The sequence below is a fragment of the Rhodococcus sp. 06-235-1A genome (genome assembly GCF_002258785.1).
Lineage (GTDB): Bacteria > Actinomycetota > Actinomycetes > Mycobacteriales > Mycobacteriaceae > Rhodococcoides.
In genome coordinates, this window is the sequence record NZ_NOYI01000002.1 from 82,163 (window position 1) to 102,186 (window position 20,024).

A 20,024-nucleotide genomic window follows, 5' to 3' on the forward strand; every position below is an offset into this window, starting at 1 on the left:
CGCCTGCATGTCGACCGTTGGAGAAGAAACTCAGCGGCGACGCGGGGCCCGCACGATCGTGCGGGCGATCGCACGCCGGGCCGAGGACGGCAGCGTCGGGAACATCTTGAGCATCGCGGTCATCGTCCCGACGGCGTCGTCGTGGCCCGACAGGTAGGAGCGTTGAAGTTCGACCGGAAGCGAGAAGAAGCTGGAGAAGAATTGAGGGACCATCTCCGGTTCCAGACTCAGCGCGGTACGGAGGCCGAGGTTGCGGAGCTTCTGCACCGTCCAGATGTGTACCGGGCGGGTTCGTCGAGACCGGCCGCCGCCACGGAACTGCTCGACAAGGTGGTCGGCCGACGCCAGCGATGCTGCCACGCTGTACCCCGTGGCGGGATGCATCAGGTTCGAGCGAGATCCGAACAGTACTGGGCCGCCTCGGCCGGAGAGCAGACGCGACCGAGGTGGCGGTTCGACGGAGAAGCGGACTCGCTCGACGTCCTCGTGGCCGGTCGGTTCCAGATTGCGATGGGAAAGTCGGTGGTGCAGCCGTGATCGAAGCACCGCAAGTTCCAGCGCCGGACGGCCGACCAAACAGGTCTCCTCGAGCAGGATGCGATCGTCGTCGAGCGCCACGGCATACAGGAAACTCGGGGCTTCGCCGGGCCGAGCGCCGTTGTCGGTGCGCCAATCCATGAACCAGGCGTCGGAGCCCTCGAGGATCGGGTCTGCGCGCTCACGGTCGACGACGATCCCGTAGGCGGTCTGTTGCGCGAGGTCCCGCGAATCGAGCGTGCCGCGGGCGTCGACAACGTGAGCAGCATCGACGATCGTCCCGTCGGCGGTCGTCACACGGGAACCGGTGACGTCGACGGCAGTACCCGTGAGCGTCCGAACTCGATCGAGCGCCAACGCCGACTGCAGGGCGCGTGTATCCAACACGCAGTACGTCCGGTCGATGATCCGATGGTGATCGGTCCACACCGCCGGCTTCTGCGCGGTCGAGGCGACAGCGGTCTCGGGTAACCACGACGGCAATTCGTCGGCCCAGGCCGAGTACGTCGGGGTCCAGGTGCGCGCCGGGTGCGGATCGAGGGCCAGCACGTCCAGGCCGGCCGCGGCACATCGGTGGGCCACGGCCCGTCCGGCCGGTCCGAGACCGACCACCGCGACGTCGGCCGAAAAATCGTTCACATTCCGCCGGTGGCGAGCAAACCACCGTCCACGCGCACGGTCTCGCCGGTGATCCACGACGACGCGTCGGACACCAAGAAGGCGACAAGCGCCGCTACGTCCTCCGGGTTTCCGAGTCGCTTCATCGGGTAGCCGGCCGCCGCGGCGTCCTCTCCGTTGGCGACGAGGGCCTCGGCGAACTTGGTCTTGACCACACCCGGTGCCACCGCATTGACGCGGATTTTCGGGCCCAGCTGCCAGGCGAGTTCTTCGGTGAGGCGGATCAGCGCAGCTTTCGAAGCGCCGTAGGCAGCGATGACGCCGGTGGAGCGGATGCCTGCCACGCTGGCGACATTGACGATCGAGCCGCCGTGCTCACCCATCCAGGCATGAAATGCCTGCTGAACGAAGCCGAGGGTGCCGACGACATTGGTGTCGAAGATCTTGCTCACGCCCGCGAGATCGGCATCCATCAGTGAGCCGTAGACGGGATTGATTCCGGTGTTGTTCACAAGGATGTCCAGCGAACCGAAGGTGTCGACGGTTCTCGCCACCGCATCGCGTCGGTGCTCCGAGTCGCCCGCATTGCCGTCGATTGCGAGCACGGAGTCGCCCAGTTCTGCGGCTGCTGCAACGAGTGGTTCGCGTTTGCGAGCCGTGATGGCGACGTTCGCGCCACGAGCGAGCAGTTCGGCGGCGATCGCTTTGCCGATGCCTCGGCTGCCGCCGGTGACGAGTGCGGTGCGCCCGGCGAGATCGGGGATCGGCGCGCTGCGTGGGCTGACTGTTACGGGGGCGTCGGTCATCGATCAGACGTTACCGGGGTCACCGTCGTTCCTGGGGCAGGGCACGTGAATGCTGAGCTAAAATGGGGGTTTGCTGTGCCGTCCTTCGGTGCACCTGAAGTTCGCTCGTCGGTCGACGGGCAACGATCTTGTTCGGCAATCGCTAGGAGCTCACGCGTGATCACCGCCACCGACCTGGAAGTTCGTGCCGGTGTGCGGACCCTTCTGTCCACCGAGGGGCCTGCGCTCCGCGTGCAGGCCGGCGACCGCATCGGGTTGGTGGGCCGCAACGGTGCAGGCAAGACCACCACGCTGCGCATCCTGGCAGGGGAAGGCGAGCCGTACGCAGGAGAGGTCGTGCGTACCGGAGAACTCGGCTACCTTCCGCAGGACCCCAAAGAGGGCGACCTCGATGTGCTCGCCAAGGATCGGGTGCTCTCGGCCCGGGGACTGGACACCCTGCTGCACAAGATGGAGAAGCAGCAGGCGCTGATGGCCGAGGTCGCCGACGAGGCGTTGCTCGACAAGGCAGTCCGCAAGTACGGCGAACTCGAAGAGCGTTTCGCCTCGCTCGGCGGCTACGAAGCCGAGAGCGAAGCCGCGCGTATCTGCAACAGCCTCGGCTTGGCCGACCGCATCCTCGGCCAGCCGCTACGCACCCTGTCCGGCGGTCAGCGCCGACGCGTCGAGCTGGCTCGCATTCTGTTCGCCGCGTCCGACGGCAGTGGCGGGCGCTCCAACACCACGTTGCTGCTCGACGAGCCGACCAACCACCTCGACGCCGATTCCATCACCTGGTTGCGCGGTTTCCTGCAGAACCACGAGGGCGGACTGATCGTGATCAGCCACGATGTGGAACTGCTCGGAGACGTGGTGAACCGGGTGTGGTTCCTCGATGCCGTGCGCGGTGAAGCCGACATCTACAACATGAACTGGAAGAAGTACCTCGACGCCCGCGCCACGGACGAGCAACGGCGCCGTCGCGAGCGCGCCAACGCCGAGAAGAAGGCGGGTGCGCTGCGCGTCCAGGCCGCCAAGATGGGTGCCAAGGCAACCAAAGCCGTTGCGGCACAGAATATGGCGAAGCGAGCGGACAAGTTGATGGCCAACCTCGATGCGGAGCGCGTGTCCGACAAGGTTGCGCACATTCGCTTTCCTGAGCCTGCCCCCTGCGGCAAGACACCGTTGATGGCCAAGAACCTGACCAAGATGTACGGATCTCTGGAGATCTTCGCCGGCGTCGATCTGGCGATCGACCGGGGGAGCCGCGTGGTGGTGCTCGGTCTCAACGGTGCAGGTAAGACCACGCTGCTCCGAATCCTGGCCGGAACCGAGAAAGCCGACACCGGAGAGATCGAGCCGGGCCACGGCATGCGCGTCGGGTACTTCGCGCAGGAACACGACACCCTCGACGATCACGCGTCGGTGTGGGAGAACATCCGGCATGCCGCACCCGACACCGGCGAGCAGGAGCTCAGATCACTGCTCGGTGCCTTCATGTTCACCGGCCCCCAGCTCGAACAGCCGGCAGGAACACTGTCCGGTGGTGAGAAGACACGTCTTGCGCTCGCCGGACTGGTGTCCTCGGCCGCGAACGTGCTGCTGCTCGACGAGCCGACCAACAACCTCGATCCGATCTCGCGCGAGCAGGTCCTCGATGCATTGCGCAGCTACAAGGGTGCCGTCGTGCTGGTGACTCACGATCCGGGTGCCGCCGAGGCACTCTCACCCGAACGAGTGATCCTCCTTCCCGACGGCACCGAGGATCACTGGTCGCAGGAATACCTGGAACTGATCCAGCTAGCTTGACTCGGGTCGGTCGCGTTTACGCACCGATTCCTCGACCAGATCGAGGATCGCCGACAGGTTGGACCCGCCCTGCCCTGACGCGATTCGGGCGACCAGACCGTCCAGCACGAGGTCCAGGTAGTCGGCCAGGACGTCGTTGGGCACGTCATCACGGAGTTTTCCTGCCGTCTTCTGCCGTTCCAGTCGGCCCAGGGTCGCGTCGGTGAGCTCTGCCGACCGTTCGGCCCAGCTGGTTCGGAAGTCGGCGTCGGTTCGCAGTCGTCGAGTGATCTCGAGCCGCGTTCCGAGCCACTCGAACTGATCCGGCTGAGCCAGCATGTCTCGCATCACCTGAACCAGACCCTGCGTCGCCGCGACTTCTGCCATACGCCGGGCATCCTCCTGCGCCAACGCGAGGAAGAGGCCGTCCTTGTCCTTGAAGTGGTGGAAGATGGCTCCGCGTGAGAGGCCTGTCGCCTCCTCCAGGCGTCGCACCGTCGCGCCCTCGTAGCCGAACTCTCCGAAGCACTTACGCGCACCGTCGAGAATTTCGCTGCGGCGAGCGGCCAGGTGGTCTTCGCTGACCTTGGGCACGTGTGAAACTCCTACTTTTCGATGAAGGGGCCCGTACCGATACGGCGATGGGCCCGAAACACGTATCGAGTTCCGGGCCCATCGCTGTGCGTGGCGTCTGTCTACAGTGCCGTGTGACTAGCCTCTGATCATGTTGCGCAGGACGTACTGGAGGATTCCGCCGTTGCGGTAGTAGTCCGCTTCACCGGGGGTATCGATACGGACCACGGCGTCGAACTCGACCTTGGTTCCGTCTTCCTTGGTCGCGGTCACTGCCATCGTCTTCGGGGTGGTGCCTTCGTTCAGCTTCTCGACGCCGATGATGTCGAACGTCTCGGTGCCGTCGAGCTTGAGCGACGCTGCGCTCTCGCCTGCCGGGAACTGCAGCGGAACGACGCCCATGCCGATGAGGTTGGAGCGGTGGATGCGCTCGAACGACTCGGTGATGACCGCCTTGACGCCCAGGAGCGAGGTGCCCTTGGCCGCCCAGTCACGGGAGCTTCCGGAGCCGTACTCCTTGCCGCCCAGCACGACCAGCGGGATGCCGGCCTTCTGGTAGTTCTGCGACGCGTCGTAGATGAACGACTGCGGACCACCGTCGAGGGTGAAGTCGCGGGTGTAGCCACCCGAGACGTCGTCGAGCAGCTGGTTCTTGAGGCGGATGTTCGCGAAGGTTCCGCGAATCATGACCTCGTGGTTACCGCGGCGCGATCCGAGCGAGTTGTAGTCCTTGCGCTCGACCCCGTGGGAATCGAGGTACTGCGCGGCCGGCGTACCCGCCTTGATGGGACCTGCCGGGCTGATGTGGTCGGTGGTGACCGAATCGCCGAGCAGTGCCAGCACGCGTGCACCCTTGATGTCCTCGACCGGAGCCGGATCCATCGTCATGCCGTCGAAGTACGGAGGCTTGCGGACGTACGTCGACTTGGGATCCCACTCGAACGTGTCGCCCTCGGGGGTGGACAGGTTCTGCCAGCGGCTGTCGCCGGCGAAGATCGTCTCGTAGGACTTGCTGAACATGTCCCGGCTGATCGAGGACTTGATCGTGTCCTCGATCTCCTGCGAAGACGGCCAGATGTCCTTGAGGTACACCGGATTGCCCTCGTGGTCGTTGCCGAGTGCGTCGGTCTCGAAGTCGAAGTCCATCGTGCCCGCGAGGCCGTAGGCGATGACCAGCGGCGGCGAAGCCAGGTAGTTCATCTTGACGTCGGGGGAGATACGACCCTCGAAGTTTCGGTTGCCCGACAGCACGGCGGTGACCGAGAGATCGTTGTCGTTGATCGCCTTCGAGATCGGCTCGAGCAGAGGACCTGTGTTGCCGATGCACGTGGTGCAGCCGTAGCCACCCAGGAAGTAGCCGAGCTTCTCGAGGTAGGGCCACAGGCCGGCCTTCTCGTAGTAGTCGGTGACGACCTGCGAACCGGGTGCCATGTTGGTCTTGACCCACGGCTTGGTGGACAGACCCTTTTCGACGGCGTTGCGAGCGAGCAGTGCTGCGCCCAGCATCACCGACGGGTTCGAGGTGTTGGTGCAGGAGGTGATGCCTGCAACCACGACGGCACCGTGGTCGAGAACGAACTCGCCTGCTTCGTCGGTGATGACGCGAACAGGCTTGCTCGGGCGGCCTTCGGAGCCGTATGCCGCCGACCGCACGTCGACTGCATCGTCTTCCGCGAAGCTCAGCGATGCGGGATCACTGGCCGGGAACGACTCGTTGAGTGCCTCGTCCAGCTTGCTGTCACCCTCGTGCGCCGGGTGGTTTTCCTCGACGTAGTTGTGAATGTCCTTGCGGAACGCAACCTTGGACTCGGACAACAGGATTCGGTCCTGCGGGCGCTTCGGGCCTGCGATGGACGGAACGACCGTGTTGAGGTCGAGCTCGATGTACTCGGAGTACACGGCTTCGTTCTTCGGGTCGTGCCACATGCCCTGCTCTTTGGCGTACGCCTCGACGAGGGCGAGCTGCTCGTCGCTGCGGCCGGTGAGGCGCAGGTAGTTGATCGTCTCTTCGTCGATCGGGAAAATCGCTGCGGTGGAGCCGAATTCGGGGCTCATGTTGCCCAGGGTGGCGCGGTTGGCGAGGGGAACCTCTGCCACGCCTTCACCGTAGAACTCCACGAACTTTCCGACGACTCCGTGCTTGCGCAACATCTCGGTGGCGGTCAGAACGACGTCGGTCGCCGTGACGCCCGGCTGAATCTCGCCCGAGAGCTTGAAGCCGACGACACGCGGAATCAGCATCGATACGGGCTGGCCGAGCATGGCCGCCTCGGCTTCGATTCCGCCGACGCCCCAGCCGAGTACGCCGAGACCGTTGACCATCGTCGTGTGCGAGTCGGTGCCGACGCAGGTGTCGGGGTAGGCCTGACCCTTGCGGGTCATGACGGTCGGTGCCAGGTATTCGATGTTGACCTGGTGCACGATGCCCATGCCGGGCGGGACGACCTTGAAGTCGTCGAAGGCGCCCTGGCCCCAACGCAGGAACTGGTAACGCTCGCCGTTGCGCTCGTATTCGAGGTCGACGTTGCGCTCGAGTGCGTCGGCGCGGCCGAACACGTCGAGGATGACCGAGTGGTCGATCACCATGTCGGCGGGGGAGAGGGGGTTGACCTTGTTGGGGTCGCCACCGAGGGTGGTCACGGCCTCACGCATGGTGGCGAGGTCTACGACACACGGAACGCCGGTGAAGTCCTGCATGATGACACGTGCAGGGGTGAACTGAATTTCGATGCTCGGGTCGGCCGAGGGATCCCACGACGCGATCGAGCGAATATGGTCGGCGGTGATGTTGGCACCGTCCTCGGTGCGAAGGAGGTTCTCCGCGAGGACCTTCAGTGCATAGGGCAGTTTCTCGGCACCGGGCAAGGCCGACAGGCGGAAGATCTCGTACGAGTTCTCTCCGACTTCGAGGGTGCCCTTTGCACCGAATGAGTTGTTACTTGCGGTCACTTCAGCTCCACTCGTCTATGAGGCACACCGCCGACGGGGCTGTGTCGACGGTTGAAGCGAGGCGCTGTCCGTGTGTCTCGGCATGGCATCCGGCGTGCGTATTGCCTGCGGACGCTCGGGCAGTGTCTCGATGGAAGTCTAACAGTACGCTTGTCCTGTGAAAACTTGCGGGTCCGTTTCGCGGTGGATGCCGACAGAACGACCCGCGTCACAATCCTCACGTACTGTTTCGTGCGACGCAATGAAGGGCGGCCTCAGTTGCGGGTTCGGATGTGCAGGCCTCCCGGGTATCGGGAGCACTGTGACGTAGGGTTTCACGCGAGGAGTTCCTACCGACTGGACGAGAGATGCCTGAACCGATTCACGCCGCTTCCCCACTTGCCACCGATATTCCGGCAGGTCTGGACGTCGACAGCATCGTCGCCACGGTCCGCGAATCCGGCGTGAGTGCGCCCGCCGACGAGGAAGCCGGGTTGTCCTCGGCTGTCGCGCGCGCAGAAGACCACGGCATCGACCTGAGCATCGTGATCGTGCCGAACGAACCGCGCCACGACTCGCAGCTGCGGGACCTCGCAACGGCGGTCGGAGCGCGCGAGGGTGGCACAGTGTTGGTACTGAGCCCCGGGCAGGTGGGCACCTTCAGCGACTCCATCAGCCGAGTCACCCTCGAAGCCGGCCAGGACCGCACCTACACCGGCAATCACATCGTCGCGGCCGATAATTTCGTGGACACGCTCGTCGAGGATCAGACGCCGTGGGGCCTGCTCACCGGTGGACTCGTCGTCGTCGTCGCCGCTGTGGCCGCCCTGACAGCCGTCGTCAAAGCGCGCAGGTTTCGTGCTCGTGCGGCATCGCCGAACCACGCGAACCGCGACTCCGCAGACAACTGACCCGTCGCCCCCGGGGTGTCGTTCGAGTGACCGACACCCGCGCCGTACGACCCGGTCCGGATCGAGATCGCCGGCCCCACCGAAAAAGTCGGAAAAATTGTTTTCGGCAAACCCCGAGTTCAACGCGTTGTGCCTGGTCGAATTACAAATGTGTCATTTGTGACTGGAGTTTCCTTAGGGTGCAAAGTGTCGTACGGTGCCATTGGCACTGCTGGGGAAGGAGTGTCGCAGAAGGCAGGGTGTCGTCCGTGGGGAACTCGGGAGGCCACTGCTTCGGGTGTGACTGACGTGGTTCACACCTGTCGTGTCGCTGCGTGTTTCTTTCCCGCCCGGCGAGACCGCTCACCGTCACCTGCGATCGGGGTGGGGACGGCAAGCACCTCGGCGGCACGACGGTTCGTCTCGGACCCGACTGAATGCCGGACCCGAGGGAGACATTTGTGAGCCGACGTCCAGTCCGCGGCACCCGCCGCAGAGCGCTCGTCCGTACCCGATTCGTACTGGTGGGTGCCGGCCTGGTGATTGCGTTGATGGCGACCCTTCCCGGAGTCGCCGCCGCAGTACCGCCCCCGCCGCCCAACCCGTCCGACAGTGACCTCGCCGCCGCGGGCAGCGCCGTCGATTCGAGCCTCGGGCAGGTGGGCCAACTGATCGATGCGATCGCGTCCGCCAATCAGCAGCTCGCTCGGCTCGACGACGAGGTCGCCTCGAAGCGAGAAGGCGTCAACAAGGCGCTGGTCGACTTGCAGAATGCGCGCGACGCGGCCGATGTTGCCGCCGCCGTCGTCGGTGCTGCGCAGCAGGCACTCGCGGATGCAGGCACGCAGATCCAAGCCGCCCAACGCAAGTTCGACGAGTTCGCGAAGTCCAGCTACACCCAGGGTTCCGGCGTCGCCTCGATGGCCTCGTTCCTCGGATCCAGCGGACCGGACGACGTCCTCGATCGCGCCCAGGTGCTCAAAGTTCTCTCCAACAGTCAGAACGCAGTGCTCGACGGGCTCCAGCGGGCCCGTACCGAGCAGGCGAATCGTGATTCGGCGGCGCGAGACTCCAAGCAGCAAGCCGACGCCGCGGCGTCGGAAGCCGAGGCGAAGAAGGCCGAGGCAGAGCAGGCCATTGCCGAAGCGCAGGCGGCGCTGCAAGCGGAGGCCGATCAGAAAGCAGCGATCGAGTCTCAGCGTGACGCAGCACAGACCGAGCTCGACGCGGCGCGCAGCAACGTCGCCGGTCTACAGGATCAGCGCGCGGCGTACGGCGACTGGGAAGCGCAGAAAGCGGCCGAGGATGCGGCGATCGCCGCCGCTGCGTCTGCGGCGCGGGAAGCTGCGTCTGCGGCGCGGGAAGCTGCTGTGCAGGCAGCTGCTCGGGTATCGGCCAACCTGGCGGCCCAGCAACGAGCTGCGGCCATCGCCGAGGGCCAACGGTCGCACGTCGACGTGGACGAGGATTCGAGTTCGTCCGACGACTCGGACAGCTCGACCGGGACCGCCCCCACCAAACCGAAGACCCCCACCAAACCGAAGACGTCCACGACGCCGTCGGTCACCGGAAGTGCAGCCGTCGAACTGGCGATCGACCGTGGAATGAGCCAACTCGGAGTGCCGTATTCGTGGGGCGGCGGTGACGAGAACGGTCCGACCAAGGGCATCAGGGACGGCGGGGTCGCAGACAGCTACGGCGACTACAACAAGGTCGGGTTCGACTGCTCGGGCCTGATGATCTACGCGTTTGCAGGCCTCGGCATCTCGTTGCCCCACTACACCGGCTACCAGTACACCGCAGGTAAGCAGGTGCCGTCCTCGGAGATGAAGCGCGGCGACATGATCTTCTACGGACCGAACGCCAGCCAGCACGTCGCTCTCTACCTCGGCGACGGCAAGATGCTCGAAGCACCGCAGTCGGGCTCGGTGGTCAAGGTGTCCGACGTGCGATACAGCGGGATGACTCCGTACGCCGTGCGCATAGTGTCCTGAGCGCGATCCGGAACCACTCCGGCCCCTCGAGTCGTTCCGCAGGCTCCACTCCGGCCTCTCGAGTCGTTCCGCAAGCTCCACTCCGGCATCTCGAGTCGTTCCGCAGGCTCCACTCCGGCATCTCGAGTTGTTCCGCAGGCTCCACTCCGGCCTCGTGCCGGGGGTGCCTTTCGGCGCTCCGGCCGATCACCTGGAATAGTTGATCGCGGCGGTACGAAACGAGCCCGACGATGATCGACTGAAAGCGGTGAATTCTTGGTGACATCACGTGACGGCCGGATTTCGAATGACGAGGAGTCGACGAACGTCGAGACCTCGACTCCGGGTCCACAGGGTGGGGAGCCGAAGCGGGTGGACAGTCCAGGCCTTGCCGAGGACGTTCTGCTTCTCGAGAAGGCCGTGTACGAGGTCAAGCGGGTGATCGTCGGTCAGGACCGACTGGTCGAGCGCATTCTGGTCGGATTGCTCGCCCGCGGACACGTACTGCTCGAGGGTGTCCCCGGTGTTGCCAAGACCCTTGCCGTCGAGACCTTCGCGCGGGTGGTGGGCGGGTCGTTCTCGCGAGTCCAGTTCACTCCCGACCTGGTCCCCACCGACCTCGTCGGCACCCGCATCTACCGTCAGGGCCGCGAGGAGTTCGACACCGAACTCGGGCCTGTCGTGGCCAACTTCGTGCTGGCCGACGAGATCAACCGCGCGCCGGCGAAGGTGCAGTCCGCGTTGCTCGAGGTCATGGCCGAGCGTCATGTCACCATCGGCGGCAAGACGTTCCCGATGCCCGACCCGTTCCTGGTGATGGCGACGCAGAACCCCATCGAGAACGAGGGTGTGTACCCCCTTCCCGAGGCACAACGCGACCGATTCCTGTTCAAGATCGTCGTCGACTATCCGACGGTCGAGGAGGAACGCGAAATCGTCTATCGCATGGGCATCAAGGCACCCGAACCGAAGCAGGTCCTCGACCCGGTCGAATTGGTTCGCCTGCAGAATCTGGCCAGCTCGGTGTTCGTGCACCACGCACTCGTCGACTACGTCGTCCGTGTCATCTCCGCCACGCGTACTCCCGAGCAGTTCGGACTGGACGACGTGGCCAGCTGGATCGCTTACGGTGCCTCGCCACGTGCGACGCTCGGCATCATCGCGGCGTCGAGGGCGCTCGCCCTACTGCGAGGTCGCGATTACGTGGTGCCGCAGGACGTTCTCGAGGTCATTCCCGACGTGCTTCGACACCGTCTGGTGCTGTCCTACGACGCTCTGGCAGACGAGGTGACGCCCGAGACGGTGATCTCCCGGGTACTGCAGACCGTCGGGTTGCCGCAGGTGTCGCCGCAGGCAGTTCCGGTGCCCCAGAGCAACGGAGCCGGTCCGGACGGCCCGCACTTCGATGGACGTCAGCCGCAGGGGCCCTACCCGGCACAGGGGCAGTTTCCGGCCCCCGGCCAGTTCCCCGCTCAGGGCCAGTTTCCCGGGCAGGGCCAGGTGCCGCCGGCTCAACAGCCCGGACCTCAGCAGCATCCACAAGGCGGTCAGTACGGTCAGCCGGCACCGTCGTTGCAGAAGCCGTCGGGTGACGGTTCGCCGATCGGTACGCCGGGTCAGTGAGCGGATCCGACACCGCTCGCGTGACGTCCGGCAGTACCGTCGTATCTCGGCCGCCGTCGTTCCGCTCGGGTGAGCTTCGTGATCCGAAGTTGGCCGCCGCGCTGCGGACCCTCGAGCTGACGGTGCGCCGAAGGCTGGACGGGGTTCTGCACGGCGACCACCTCGGGTTGATTCCCGGTCCCGGTTCGGAGCCGGGCGACGCCAGGGAGTACCAGCCCGGCGACGACGTCCGCCAGATGGATTGGTCGGTCACTGCACGTACGACGCACCCGCACGTGCGGCAGTCCGTCGCGGATCGCGAGCTCGAGACCTGGCTCGTGGTCGACCTGTCGGCCAGCCTCGACTTCGGCACCACCGGGTGTGAGAAGCGGGACCTGGCCGTCGCGGCCTCGGCCGCGATCACGCATCTGTCCGGCGGCGGGGGCAATCGAATCGGCGCGGTGGTCGCCACCGGTGCAAGTACCACGCGCATTCCCGCACGAGGTGGCCGTGTCCACACGCAGTCGATGCTCCGAAGCATTGCCACGACGCCCGCGGTGGCCGACGGTGTGCGCGGAGACCTTCGAGCAGCCATCGAAGCCCTGCGGCGGCCGGAACGCCGTCGCGGGATGGCTGTGGTGATCAGTGATTTCCTCGGACCCATCGATTGGGAACGGTCGCTCCGCGCCATCTCCGCCCGACACGATGTGCTGGCCGTCGAGGTACTCGATCCCCGTGATCTCGAATTACCCGACGTCGGTGATGTGGTGTTGCACGATCCGGAATCGGGCCGAACTCGCGAGTTCAGTACGACGCCGCGACTGCGAGCAGACTTCGCGCGCGCCGCAGCAGCACATCGTGACGACGTCGAGAAAGCGCTTCGTCGCTGCGGAGCACCACGGCTGACGCTGCGTACCGACGGTGATTGGATTGCCGACGTCGTCCGCTTCGTCACCGCGCGCAGACACACCATCGGCTCCGGTTTCACCAATACTGCTCGGGCCGGTACGCGATGAGCCTGAGCGATTTCGCTTCGCCGTGGTGGCTCGGATTTCTCGTCGTCGTCATTGCACTGACGGCCGGTTACATCTGGATTCAGCGGCGCAAGCAGAAACATGTTCTGCGCTTCTCCAACATGGAACTGCTCGAGTCCGTTGCGCCCGTGCGGCCGAACCGTTTGCGACACCTGCCGACCGCGCTGGTGTTGGTCGGTCTGCTGTTCCTCACCGTCGCACTGGCAGGTCCGACGGCGGACGAGCGCGTCCCCCGCAACCGCGCCACGGTCATGCTCGTCATCGACGTCTCGCTGTCGATGGAGGCCACCGACGTCGAACCGACCCGGTTGGCCGCCGCTCAGGAAGCCGCGAAGTCCTTCGCCGACGGCCTGACGCCAGGAATCAACCTCGGTCTGGTCGCATTCGCAGGCACCGCGTCCGTCTTGGTGTCTCCCACGGCCAATCGTGAAGCCACCAAGTCCGCCATCGACAAACTGCAGCTCAGCGAACGAACCGCCACCGGTGAGGCGATCTTCACCTCATTGCAGTCGATCGACACTCTCGGAGCGATACTCGGCGGCGGTGACGCGGCCCCACCTGCCCGCATCGTGCTGCTCTCCGACGGCAAGCAGACGGTTCCGCAGAATCTCGACGACCCGCGAGGCGGCTACACCGCGGCCCGGGCTGCGAAGGACAAGGGCGTGCCGATCTCCACGATCTCGTTCGGTACGAGCTACGGCTCGGTCGAAATCGAGGACGAGGCCGGGGTCGAACGAGTGCCGGTACCGGTCGACGACCCGTCCCTACGAGAGATCGCGACTCTCTCGGGTGGCAGCTTCTTCACCGCCTCGTCGCTCGAGGACCTCCGCGAGGTGTACGACACCCTGGAGGAGCAGATCGGGTTCGAGATCACCCGCGGGGACGCGTCGCGTCCGTGGTTGATTCTCGGTGTCCTGTTCATCTCGTCGGGGTTGGGTTCGGCGTTGGTGATGCGGCAACGATTGCCGTGATCACTGTTATTACTCACCAGTAAGTTTCGCTTTGTCATTCCAGGACGAACAGATAGGTTGCTAGGCATGTCCACACCTGACTTCATCGCGCGATCGGTACTCGTCACCGGAGGTAACCGGGGTATCGGTCTTGCCATTGCCCAGCGGCTCCAAGCCGACGGACACAAGGTGGCCGTCACCCACCGCGGATCCGGAGCTCCGGACGGACTGTTCGGAGTCGTCTGCGACGTCACGGACTCCGATTCGGTCGACGCCGCATTCAAGGAGGTCGAGGAGAAGCAGGGACCGGTCGAGGTCCTGGTCTCGAACGCCGGTACCACCGACGACACGCTCATCATGCGGATGACGGACGAACAGTTCTCCAATGTCCTCGACGCAAACTTGACCGGTGCGTTTCGGGTGGCGAAACGAGCAAGTCGTTCGATGCTTCGTGCCCGTTACGGCCGGTTCATCTTCCTTGGTTCCGTCGTCGGTATGACCGGAACGGCCGGTCAGGCGAACTACGCTTCGTCCAAGGCGGGCGTCATCGGTTTGGCGCGTTCCCTGACTCGTGAACTCGGTTCCCGGTCCATCACAGCGAACGTCGTCGCGCCGGGGTTCATCGACACCGAGATGACCCAGGTCCTGGACGAGAAGATCCAGGAAATGGCGGTCAAGGCAATCCCGTTGGCGCGCAAAGGCAAAGCCGAAGAGGTGGCAGGCGTCGTGAGTTGGCTGGCGTCGCCCGATGCGGCTTACGTCTCCGGTGCGGTCATCCCGGTCGACGGCGGTCTGGGCATGGGTCACTGAGAACCCTACCCTCACAATGCATTTCAGCTCGTTGTCATAGATTTTCGTCATCGAAAGCAAGGAACACAGCACTATGGGCGGATTGCTCGAAGGCAAGACCATTCTCATCACCGGCATCATCACCGATGCCTCCATCGCGTTCCACGCCGCTGCCATGGCGCAGGAACAGGGCGCCAAGGTGATCATCACCGGGTTCGATCGGCTGCGGCTGATCGACCGCATCGCACAGCGTCTGCCCAAGGAGGTGCCCCCGGCGATCGAGCTCGACGCCACCAACGAGGAGCACCTCGCGGCCCTGGCGGATCGAGTCCGCGAGGTGGCGCCCGAGGGTATCGACGGCGTGCTGCATTCGATCGCGTTCGCGCCTCGCACCCTGATGGGACCTGACGCCAAGCCGTTCCTCGACGGACCCGGTCCCGATGCCGCGAAGGCGTTCGAGATCTCGGCGTGGAGCTACGCGTCGCTGGCACGTGCAGTACTGCCGGTCATGAACGAGGGTGGCTCCATCGTCGGAATGGACTTCGATCCGCGCACCTCGATGCCGTACTACAACTGGATGGGTGTGGCCAAGGCCGCACTCGAATCGGTCAATCGCTACGTTGCCAGAGAAGTGGGTGCTGCCAAGCGCATTCGCTCGAACCTCGTCGCTGCGGGTCCCATCAAGACCCTCGCCGCGAAGGCGATCGCCGGTACGGCAACGGACGACGCGGCCAAGATGAATCAGCTCAACGTCTACTGGGACGGTGCCGCCCCGATCGGCTGGGATGTCAACGACCCGACCGTCGTCGCGAAGTCCATCGTCGCGCTGCTCTCCGATTGGCTGCCCGGCACCACTGGATCCATCGTGTACGTCGACGGCGGAGCCAGCCACAACACGTATCTGCCCGAGAACATGTGACGCCGCGGTGGGCGAGACCACGTGTGGTCTCGCTCATCGAAGGTTTCGTTCGCCGATCGGACCCCCGCCGGGTCCGGTCGGCGACGAGGGCACAATGGAAAACATGACCACCCCTGGAGACTTCGACGCACTGCTGGTGCTCTCGTTCGGCGGACCGGAACAGCCCGCCGACGTACGCCCGTTCCTGGAGAACGTCACTCGCGGACGTGGAGTGCCGCCCGAGCGTCTCGACGCGGTCGTCGAGCACTACATGCATTTCGGGGGCGTCTCTCCGATCAACCAGCTCAACCGTGACATCATCGACGCACTGCGGCGTGAATTCGATTCCGCCGGAGTGGATTTGCCGATCTATTTCGGAAATCGCAACTGGCATCCGATGATCGAGGACACCGTCGCGACCATGAAGTCGGACGGAATCAGCAAAGCACTGGTCTTCCCGACCTCCGCGTGGGGTGGATACTCCGGGTGCAGGCAGTATCACGAGGACATCGCCCGGGCCCGCGCCGCGGTCGGTGACGACGCACCACACCTGCTGAAGATCCGGCAGTACTACGACCACCCGCTGATGGTGGACGCGTTCAGCGACGCCGTCGCGGCGGCCAGAGCCTCGCTGCCCGAACAGCACCGCGCAGGGGCACGTCTGGTGTTCACTGCGCACTCCATCCCCTCGGCCGCCGATGCCAATGCCGGCCCGCCCGAGGACGGCGGGCACCTCTACAGCCGTCAGGTGGCCGAAGCGTCCAGGCTCGTTGCGGCCGCGTCGGGTATCGACGACTACGACCTGGTGTGGCAGTCGCGCTCGGGGCCCCCGCAGGTTCCGTGGCTCGACCCCGATATCTGCGATCATCTCGAAGCGCTCTCGGCGCGGTCCGTCGAGTCGGTGATCGTGTGTCCGATCGGTTTCGTCTCCGATCATCTCGAGGTCGTGTGGGACCTCGACACCGAGGCCGAGGACAAGGCTCGCGAACTCGGTATGGCGTTCGCCCGCGCAGGAACTCCCGGATCGGATGCGCGCTTTCCACAGATGATTCGCGAACTCGTGGACGAGTACCGTGTCGGCGGACGCTGCCGCCGCCTCGGGCGCGTGCCGGGCTACGGTTCGACCCTCGACGGAAATCGTTGCGCCATCGGATGCTGCGAGCAGCCGACCCGGCCCACTCGGCCCGCCGCTGCCACCTCCCGCTAGGCGCTGTTCGAGCGACCGACAGGTATCAGGCGGAGTGCATCGCCGCTTCTATGCTCGTCGCGACCGCGATGGTGCGGGCAGTACGGACTGCCGCCCACAGTGGCCGAACCAACTCTTCGCGCGCCGCAGCGGCCGAGGCGGTGGGCGCCTCCGAGGGAGCTGACCCGGCCGCCACGGTCAGAATCGCGGCCACTCGGTCGGCTGATTCGAGTACTCGGAATGCCCGGTCGGATATCTCGGCGGGGTAGCGGTGCCGGGCCGCATCGGCGATCAGTGCGGCGATGCGGGTGCGTGGATCGGATTGCAGTGTTCGGGTGGGGAGCGATTGCATCTCGGCGAGAGCGTCCGCCGCGCCGCGGACGGCCTCACGCATCTCGTATTCGGCCTCACCCAAGCCCTGATCTCGATGGCGATGCTCGGGAACGATGATCGAATACACGGTCCAGCGCAACACATCCGGTCCCTCGACGACGGGCACCACGCCGATCCCGTGGTTGCCCGAGGTGCCGACGATCACGGCCTGCCCCGCGTTCAGGGCGGCGCGCGAGAAATCCGTGTTCGCGGGCAGTCCGCTCACTGCGCCGGGGGCAGGCAGAACGAGCCTCACCCGGTCGTCTCCGACGGCTGATCCCGTCCGTACCTCTGCGGTGGCCCTGATCGCCTGTAGTAGGCCCGCGATTCCCTCGGCATAACCGGGGTGCTGCAGTCCGAAGCTATCGGCCGCACCTGCATCGCCCGCACCCACGAGATGCATCGGTGCCCACTCGGACATGGCGTCGATGACGTCGTCCGGGGAGCTGGCACCGGCCAGCCAGGAACTGGCCCACAGGGCAAGACTTGCACTCGAAGAACACACGACTCACGAGCATAGGTCGGCGTGGCGAACCGTGCTCGGGACGCCTGTGTCGCTAGCGTTGACCGCCGTGAACGACATGTACGGCGGAGACATTCTCAAAGGGCACAGCCGGATGCGGAAGGTCCCGGCTCCGGAAGTTCCGGCCGAGCGCGGACTGGTGGTCGAGGACGCCGGGACCGGCTACTGCGGTGCGGTGGTCGGATTCGAGCGCACCTACGACGGAGACTTCGTTCGACTCGAGGACGGTGCCCGCACCACGCGTCTGTTCGCCCTGCGCGAAGCCGCGTTCCTGATCGACGGCCGTCGGGTGACTCTGGTGCGCCCGAAGCCCGCGGCTGCGACTCCGCAGCACACGCGCTCTGCCTCCGGGTCCACCAAGGTCGAGGGACTGCGGGCACGAACAGCCCGCGCGAGCCGGATCTGGGTCGAAGGGGTGCACGACGCGGCCCTCGTGGAAAGTGTGTGGGGACACGACCTTCGAGTGGAGGGCGTGGTCGTCGAGCACCTCGAGGGCCTGGACAATCTGGGGGACCGGTTGGCGGACTTCGGCCCCGGCCCCGGGCGTCGTGTGGGAGTGCTGGTGGACCATTTGGTGACCGGGTCCAAGGAGTCCAAGTTGACGACGTCGCTGGGTGAGCACGTGCTGGTCACCGGCCATCCGTTCATCGACGTCTGGGAGGCGGTCAAGCCGGCCGCCGTGGGAATTGCGGCGTGGCCGAAGATCCCGCGGGGCGAGGACTGGAAGACCGGTATCTGCAGGGAGCTGGGGTGGGGGAGTCCGCGGGAGGGATGGCGTCGGGTGTATTCGTCGGTGTCGAGCTTCCGAGATCTCGAGGCACCGTTGATCGGAGCCGTCGAACAATTGGTCGACTTCGTCACCGAGTGAACGCTCTGTATTTCTGAACGAGCAGGTCAGGCCGTTCCGCAGGCTTCACTCCACCGCCGGATGTCCGATTCGTGATTGGATGGAGGCTGTGGCAGCGATCATTTGGCTCATAGCGGCAGTGGTGCTCGCCGGTGCCGAGGCACTGACGGGTGACTTCTTCCTTCTGATGATTGCCGGCGGTGCCCTGGGTACCGCCGGTGTCTCTGCTCTGACGGATTTCCCGGTGTGGGCCGATGCGATCGTCTTCGGTGTTCTGTCGCTGGCGCTGGTTCTCGGGTTGCGACCGATTCTGTTGCGGCGCTTTGCTAATCCGCCCGATACCCCGATGGGCATGGCCGCGCTCACCGGCAAGAGTGCCGTGGTGCTCGAGCAGGTCACTGCACACGAAGGCCAGATCAAGCTCGGTGGTGAGGTGTGGACCGCGCGCCCACTCGACGAGACCGAGGTCTACGCCCCGGGTACCACCGTGACCGTGATGGAAATAGACGGTGCTACCGCCGTCGTATGGAAGGGACCGTAGCTACGTGGAAGCACTCATCGCACTGGCTGTCATCGTCGTGTTCGTCGCGGTGTTGATGGCCAAGTCCATCTCGATCGTCCCGCAAGCCGAGGCTGCCGTCATCGAACGGCTGGGTCGTTACACGCGCACCGTGTCCGGGCAGCTCACGTTCCTCGTGCCGTTCGTCGACCGTATCCGTGCCAAGGTCGACCTGCGTGAACGGGTCGTGTCGTTTCCCCCGCAGCCGGTGATCACCAAGGACAACCTGACCGTGTCGATCGACACCGTCGTCTACTTCCAGGTGACCAACCCGCAGTCGGCCGTGTACGAGATCAACAACTACATCGTCGGTGTCGAGCAGTTGACCACCACCACGCTGCGTAACGTCGTCGGCGGAATGACGTTGGAAGAGACGCTCACCTCGCGTGATTCGATCAACGGTCAACTCCGCGTCGTGCTGGACGAGGCGACCGGGCGTTGGGGTCTTCGCGTCGCCCGAGTGGAGCTCAAGAGCATCGATCCGCCTCCGTCGATCCAGGAGTCGATGGAGAAGCAGATGAAGGCCGACCGCGAGAAGCGAGCGACCATTCTCACCGCCGAGGGTCATCGTGAGTCGGCGATCAAGACGGCCGAGGGTGACAAGCAGAGCCGAATTCTCGCCGCCGAGGGCGGTAAGCAGGCAGCCATCCTCACCGCCGAGGGTGAGCGGCAGTCTCGGATACTACGGGCGCAAGGTGACCGTGCCGCGAAGTACCTCGAAGCTCAGGGGCAGGCCAAGGCGATCGAGAAGGTGTTCGGTGCCATCAAGGCCGGCAAGCCGACTCCCGAATTGCTTGCCTACCAGTACATGCAGACGCTGCCGCAGATGGCGCAGGGCGACGCGAACAAGGTGTGGATGATTCCGAGCGATTTCGGGGATGCCCTGAAGGGCTTCGCGAAGACACTCGGTGCACCCGGCGAAGACGGCGTGTTCCGATACGAGCCGAACGAGGCGGCGGGCAACGAGCCCAAGCCCGAGGACGACTCGGACGAGGTCGCCGAATGGTTCGAGACCAAGACCGATCCTGCGGTCGCCGAGGCGGTCAAGGCTGCAGAGGCCGTGGCGCGCAAGCCGGTCGACACGTCGTTGGCTGCGTCTCCTGAACTCTCGAAGGGCTTCGACGTCGGTGCCCTGTCTGCGTCACCCGAGGCGGAGCCGGAACAACGCTGAC

Annotated in this window: 17 protein-coding genes; 12 read left to right on the forward strand and 5 right to left on the reverse strand. The window is 65.2% G+C overall.

All coding sequences use genetic code 11. From position 1 onward, the window contains the following. Nucleotides 1-30 precede the first annotated feature (30 nt). Nucleotides 31-1,233, reverse strand: a complete 1,203-nt coding sequence (locus CH275_RS00460) for a lycopene cyclase family protein (RefSeq protein ID WP_373453653.1) — start codon at nt 1,231-1,233, stop codon at nt 31-33. Beyond that, nucleotides 1,173-1,961, reverse strand: a complete 789-nt coding sequence (locus CH275_RS00465; RefSeq protein WP_094674200.1) for an SDR family oxidoreductase — start codon at nt 1,959-1,961, stop codon at nt 1,173-1,175. Before CH275_RS00465 ends, CH275_RS00460 begins: the two co-directional genes overlap by 61 nt. Nucleotides 1,962-2,117: 156 nt before the next feature. Between CH275_RS00465 and CH275_RS00470 the strand changes: the two genes are divergently transcribed. Continuing rightward, complete coding sequence (locus CH275_RS00470) at nt 2,118-3,749, forward strand: ABC-F family ATP-binding cassette domain-containing protein (protein ID WP_094674202.1); 1,632 nt, start codon at nt 2,118-2,120, stop codon at nt 3,747-3,749. Here the strand turns inward: CH275_RS00470 and CH275_RS00475 are convergent. After that, entirely contained in the window at nt 3,741-4,322 is a 582-nt protein-coding gene (locus CH275_RS00475) for a TetR/AcrR family transcriptional regulator (protein ID WP_094674204.1), read from the reverse strand. The genes CH275_RS00470 and CH275_RS00475 overlap by 9 nt on opposite strands. Before the next feature lie 117 nt (nt 4,323-4,439). Continuing rightward, nucleotides 4,440-7,250 (reverse strand): aconitate hydratase, encoded by a 2,811-nt coding sequence (locus tag CH275_RS00480; RefSeq protein WP_094674206.1) that lies wholly within the window; start codon nt 7,248-7,250, stop codon nt 4,440-4,442. Nucleotides 7,251-7,597: 347 nt separating this feature from the next. Here CH275_RS00480 and CH275_RS00485 point away from each other — a divergent pair, with 347 nt between their 5' ends. The 8 genes from CH275_RS00485 (at nt 7,598) to CH275_RS00520 (ending at nt 16,572) form a co-directional block, all read left to right on the forward strand. Next, nucleotides 7,598-8,140, forward strand: a complete 543-nt coding sequence (locus tag CH275_RS00485) for an Rv1476 family membrane protein (RefSeq protein ID WP_094674208.1) — start codon at nt 7,598-7,600, stop codon at nt 8,138-8,140. Between the two features lie 416 nt (nt 8,141-8,556). Next, on the forward strand, nt 8,557-10,113 hold the full coding sequence (locus CH275_RS00490; protein WP_373453654.1) for an NlpC/P60 family protein: 1,557 nt from the start codon (nt 8,557-8,559) through the stop codon (nt 10,111-10,113). 351 nt (nt 10,114-10,464) lie between these two features. Beyond that, nucleotides 10,465-11,715: an AAA family ATPase gene (locus CH275_RS00495; protein WP_094674593.1), complete on the forward strand. Its 1,251-nt coding sequence runs from the start codon at nt 10,465-10,467 to the stop codon at nt 11,713-11,715. After that, on the forward strand, nt 11,712-12,710 hold the full coding sequence (locus CH275_RS00500) for a DUF58 domain-containing protein (RefSeq protein WP_373453655.1): 999 nt from the start codon (nt 11,712-11,714) through the stop codon (nt 12,708-12,710). The genes CH275_RS00495 and CH275_RS00500 overlap by 4 nt, the downstream gene beginning before the upstream one ends. Next, nucleotides 12,707-13,699, forward strand: a complete 993-nt coding sequence (locus CH275_RS00505; RefSeq protein WP_094674212.1) for a VWA domain-containing protein — start codon at nt 12,707-12,709, stop codon at nt 13,697-13,699. Before CH275_RS00500 ends, CH275_RS00505 begins: the two co-directional genes overlap by 4 nt. A 66-nt stretch (nt 13,700-13,765) precedes the next feature. Next, on the forward strand, nt 13,766-14,488 hold the full coding sequence (gene fabG1, locus CH275_RS00510; protein WP_094674214.1) for a 3-oxoacyl-ACP reductase FabG1: 723 nt from the start codon (nt 13,766-13,768) through the stop codon (nt 14,486-14,488). A 73-nt stretch (nt 14,489-14,561) separates the two neighbouring features. Beyond that, a complete protein-coding gene (inhA, locus tag CH275_RS00515; RefSeq protein ID WP_094615150.1) occupies nt 14,562-15,386 on the forward strand; it encodes an NADH-dependent enoyl-ACP reductase InhA in 825 nt (274 codons plus the stop codon). Between the two features lie 103 nt (nt 15,387-15,489). Next, nucleotides 15,490-16,572 (forward strand): ferrochelatase, encoded by a 1,083-nt coding sequence (locus tag CH275_RS00520; protein WP_094674597.1) that lies wholly within the window; start codon nt 15,490-15,492, stop codon nt 16,570-16,572. Nucleotides 16,573-16,597: 25 nt separating this feature from the next. Here CH275_RS00520 and CH275_RS00525 read toward each other — a convergent pair whose 3' ends face one another. After that, a complete protein-coding gene (locus tag CH275_RS00525) occupies nt 16,598-17,428 on the reverse strand; it encodes a hypothetical protein (RefSeq protein WP_179275901.1) in 831 nt (276 codons plus the stop codon). A gap of 76 nt (nt 17,429-17,504) precedes the next feature. Here CH275_RS00525 and CH275_RS00530 point away from each other — a divergent pair, with 76 nt between their 5' ends. From CH275_RS00530 to CH275_RS00540, 3 genes are all read left to right on the forward strand, one after another. After that, nucleotides 17,505-18,314 (forward strand): DUF3097 domain-containing protein, encoded by an 810-nt coding sequence (locus tag CH275_RS00530; protein ID WP_094674599.1) that lies wholly within the window; start codon nt 17,505-17,507, stop codon nt 18,312-18,314. An 88-nt stretch (nt 18,315-18,402) separates the two neighbouring features. After that, complete coding sequence (locus CH275_RS00535) at nt 18,403-18,834, forward strand: NfeD family protein (RefSeq protein WP_032378478.1); 432 nt, start codon at nt 18,403-18,405, stop codon at nt 18,832-18,834. A 4-nt stretch (nt 18,835-18,838) separates the two neighbouring features. Beyond that, a complete protein-coding gene (locus tag CH275_RS00540; protein ID WP_094674218.1) occupies nt 18,839-20,023 on the forward strand; it encodes an SPFH domain-containing protein in 1,185 nt (394 codons plus the stop codon). Nucleotide 20,024: the final 1 nt, after the last annotated feature.

Coding starts and splice junctions, on each gene's coding strand:
- CH275_RS00465 (WP_094674200.1), bottom strand. CDS start 1,961: ATGACCGACGCCCCCGTAACAGTCAGCCCACGCAGCGCGCCGATCCCC.
- CH275_RS00485 (WP_094674208.1), top strand. CDS start 7,598: ATGCCTGAACCGATTCACGCCGCTTCCCCACTTGCCACCGATATTCCG.
- CH275_RS00490 (WP_373453654.1), top strand. CDS start 8,557: ATGCCGGACCCGAGGGAGACATTTGTGAGCCGACGTCCAGTCCGCGGC.
- CH275_RS00505 (WP_094674212.1), top strand. CDS start 12,707: ATGAGCCTGAGCGATTTCGCTTCGCCGTGGTGGCTCGGATTTCTCGTC.
- fabG1 (WP_094674214.1), top strand. CDS start 13,766: ATGTCCACACCTGACTTCATCGCGCGATCGGTACTCGTCACCGGAGGT.
- inhA (WP_094615150.1), top strand. CDS start 14,562: ATGGGCGGATTGCTCGAAGGCAAGACCATTCTCATCACCGGCATCATC.
- CH275_RS00520 (WP_094674597.1), top strand. CDS start 15,490: ATGACCACCCCTGGAGACTTCGACGCACTGCTGGTGCTCTCGTTCGGC.
- CH275_RS00530 (WP_094674599.1), top strand. CDS start 17,505: ATGTACGGCGGAGACATTCTCAAAGGGCACAGCCGGATGCGGAAGGTC.